At 41.5% G+C, this 3,095-nt stretch carries 5 protein-coding genes; all 5 read left to right on the forward strand.

Annotated features, from left to right (window positions below; all coding sequences use genetic code 11):
- On the forward strand, window positions 1-299 hold a 299-nt coding region (locus Tanf_RS10385; protein ID WP_140230729.1), incomplete at its 5' end, for a winged helix-turn-helix transcriptional regulator.
- 53 nt (window positions 300-352) lie between these two features.
- The gene (gene dinD, locus Tanf_RS10390) at window positions 353-1,201 is read left to right on the forward strand and encodes a DNA damage-inducible protein D (RefSeq protein ID WP_046825820.1); all 849 of its coding nucleotides are present in this window, start codon (window positions 353-355) and stop codon (window positions 1,199-1,201) included.
- Between the two features lie 19 nt (window positions 1,202-1,220).
- Window positions 1,221-1,814 (forward strand): type 1 glutamine amidotransferase family protein, encoded by a 594-nt coding sequence (locus Tanf_RS10395; protein ID WP_046825821.1) that lies wholly within the window; start codon window positions 1,221-1,223, stop codon window positions 1,812-1,814.
- A 444-nt stretch (window positions 1,815-2,258) separates the two neighbouring features.
- Window positions 2,259-2,789, forward strand: coding sequence for an HXXEE domain-containing protein (locus Tanf_RS10405; protein ID WP_004346448.1), 531 nt, complete (start codon window positions 2,259-2,261; stop codon window positions 2,787-2,789).
- Between the two features lie 33 nt (window positions 2,790-2,822).
- A partial coding sequence (locus tag Tanf_RS14415) for an AraC family ligand binding domain-containing protein (protein WP_140230730.1) occupies window positions 2,823-3,095 on the forward strand: 273 nt, incomplete at its 3' end.

Raw genomic sequence — 3,095 nt, forward strand, 5'->3', positions numbered from 1 at the left:
CAGACGATAAATGTCCCGTACGAAAGTCTATGCAGATTTTCACCGGAAAGTGGACACTGCTCATCATCTTCCAAATCAACCGCAGAATAATCCGTTACGGAGAACTCAAACGTGCCATTCCCGGCATCAGCGAGAAGATGCTTATCGACGAGTTGAAATTCCTGTGCGGTAAAGGACTGGTTAAAAAGAAACAGTACCCCGAAGTTCCTCCACGAGTAGAATACTCCCTCACGCCATTGGGCGAGAAAGTCTTGCCGATTATAGACGAGATAGCAAAGTTCGGTATGGAGAATCTGTAAGTGTTTAGTAGGCTCAGCATCCCTCATAATAATAAACTAATGATACTTGTAATATGAACGAATTAATAAACCCACGAAAGTCTGTCTTTGAACAGATTAGACATGTTGATGAGAATGGCGTAGAATATTGGTCAGCACGAGAAATGGCAAAAGTACTTGAGTATTCTGAATACAGACATTTCCTACCGGTAATAGAAAAGGCTAAAGAAGCGTGTGCCAATAGTAACAACAATCCCTTAGACCATTTCGAGGATATCCTCGAAATGGTCAGTATCGGATCTGGAGCAAAACGCCCTTTGGAATCTGTAAAACTATCCCGTTATGCCTGTTACTTGATTGTACAGAATGCTGATCCGGGCAAAGAGGTAGTGGCGAATGGACAAACTTATTTTGCCGTTCAGACACGGATTGCAGAGATAAAGCAAATGGACGAGTACAATCGTCTGACAAGCGAAGAAGAAAAACGTCTCTTTTTGCGTAATGAACTGGCTCGCCACAATAGTCAGTTAGCTGATGCTGCCAAGAATGCCGGTGTCGTTGAATCTCGTGATTATGCAATCTTCCAGAATCATGGTTACAAAGGTCTTTACGGTGGATTAGACGCAAAAGCGATTCATGCCCGAAAAGGTTTAAAGAAAAGCCAAAAGATACTTGACCACATGGGAAGTACCGAATTAGCTGCTAATTTGTTCCGTGCCACACAAACCGAAGAAAAACTACGCCGTGAAAACATAAAGAGAAAAACAAAGGCAAATCAGACACACTATGAAGTGGGGAAAAAAGTTCGCCAAACCATTCAAGAACTTGGAGGAACCATGCCAGAAGACTTGCCTGTGGCTGATAGTATAAAAAGTTGGGAAAGCAAGGAGAAAAAGCAGCTGAAGGGGAAAGGCAACAAGTAATAAGAGGAATGAATTTATTATGAAACAGAAAGTTTTATTTATCCTGTTAAATGAATACACAGATTGGGAGGGGGCTTTTCTCTCCACGGCTCTTCATGTGGGCGTGATACCGGGCGGTGAAATCAAGTATGAAGTGCATACCGTTGCCCCGACGTCGGACACAGTCTGTTCCATCGGAGGTTTCAGAACCTTGCCCGATTATTCTTTCGAGAATATGCCGAAAGATTATGCCGCCTTAGTGCTTATCGGTGGCAACCGCTGGGACTCGCCTGAAGCAGAACTTGTCGTACCATTGGTACAAGAGGCTTTGGATAAAAGTAAAATCATCGGGGCGATATGTAACGGTGCTTCATTCCTATGTTCACACGGTTTCCTGAACAATGTAAAGCATACAGGCAACGGTCTCGACCAACTCAAAAAATGGGGCGATATCGTTTACACTAACGCAGAAAACTATGTGGAAGCACAAGCTGTTAGTGACAAGAATATTGTTACGGCAAACGGTGTAGGGCATTTGGAATTCACTCGAGAGATGCTTCTATTGCTGGAAGCCAATACTCCGGAAAACATTGCGTCATGGTATGATTTCTATAAAAACGGATTTGTGAGATAAAGTTATTTTTCTGAAATTATATGGTCGTAATATCAAACATAAAAGCCACGTTTTCGTGCAATTTACAGAGCGTTTGGCAAGTTGTAACATCGCTAACAGACTATTCGTGGAGAAGTGATGTTGAAAAGATAGAGGTCATATCAGACACGCAATTTGTAGAAATAACGAAGAGTGGATATAAGACAACTTTCACGGTAACAAGATAAGAACCTTTTTGTCTTTGGGAGTTTGACATGGAGAATGACAATATGAAAGGACATTGGATCGGTGTTTTCAGTGGCAATGAAAAGAATGCTACGATTGACTTTACAGAACACATTGAGCCTAAGAAATGGTTTATGATTCCATTTGTGAAGATTTATTTGAAATATCGGCAAGCCAAGTATGTCAGAGATTTAAGAAACGTGTTGAAAAGAGTACAGCCATAGATTTTTGGAAACCATTATGATGAAATTAGAATTAATAATGCTGCTTCTCCCTGTTGTGTTCATGCTTCACGAATACGAAGAGATTATCATGTTCAGGCATTGGCTAGACAGAAATAGGGATGAATTGAAAAGGCGTTTCCCGAAATTCGAGCGGTTTCTTGCACGCAGGAGACATTTTGATTATTCCACAGCCACATTTGCCATTGGGACTGCCCACGAGTTCATTCTGATTTCCCTCATTTCTTTCTGTGCCGTATGGTTGGGTGCTTATCAGTGGTGGTTCGCTGCATTTGCAGGGTATTCCTTCCACCTTATAGTACATCTTGCTCAATGGACAATATACCGAAAATATATACCTGTTATCATTACCACATTTTTGACTTTGCCTTATTGTGTCTATGCCTTTGTTGAATTGGAAAAGACTTCCATTCTATCTCCTTTACAGATGTTCTTATGGTCAGTTGTCGGGATTATCCTTACAGTGCTTAGTTTACTCTCTGCTTTTTTCGTGATGAGCAAATTTCAACAATGGCAGGAGAAACATTGAGAGCGTATTGTCAATAATAAAGTAATAGAAAGAATGTCCCGATTCCCCATCCATAGAAGTTCGCAACTCACAGAATTCGGAGTATATCTGAAGACGGTCGCCTTTCGGACATCGACACCTTCAGAAAGATATGCTTTCTCCCATACCGATGATTATTATTTCTTCGGCTTCATAGAGGATGGGCAATGCCGTCTGAATATTGATTTTGAGGAATACACTTTCGGGAAAGGAAGCCTGGCTATCATCCGTCCGGGACAAGTACACCGTATCATCGACGCTTTCAATCTTTCCGCAAAGTTCTTGGTT

The sequence above is a fragment of the Tannerella forsythia genome (genome assembly GCF_001006485.1).
GTDB lineage: Bacteria > Bacteroidota > Bacteroidia > Bacteroidales > Tannerellaceae > Tannerella > Tannerella forsythia.

Coding starts and splice junctions, on each gene's coding strand:
- Tanf_RS10395 (WP_046825821.1), top strand. CDS start 1,221: ATGAAACAGAAAGTTTTATTTATCCTGTTAAATGAATACACAGATTGG.
- Tanf_RS10405 (WP_004346448.1), top strand. CDS start 2,259: ATGATGAAATTAGAATTAATAATGCTGCTTCTCCCTGTTGTGTTCATG.
- dinD (WP_046825820.1), top strand. CDS start 353: ATGAACGAATTAATAAACCCACGAAAGTCTGTCTTTGAACAGATTAGA.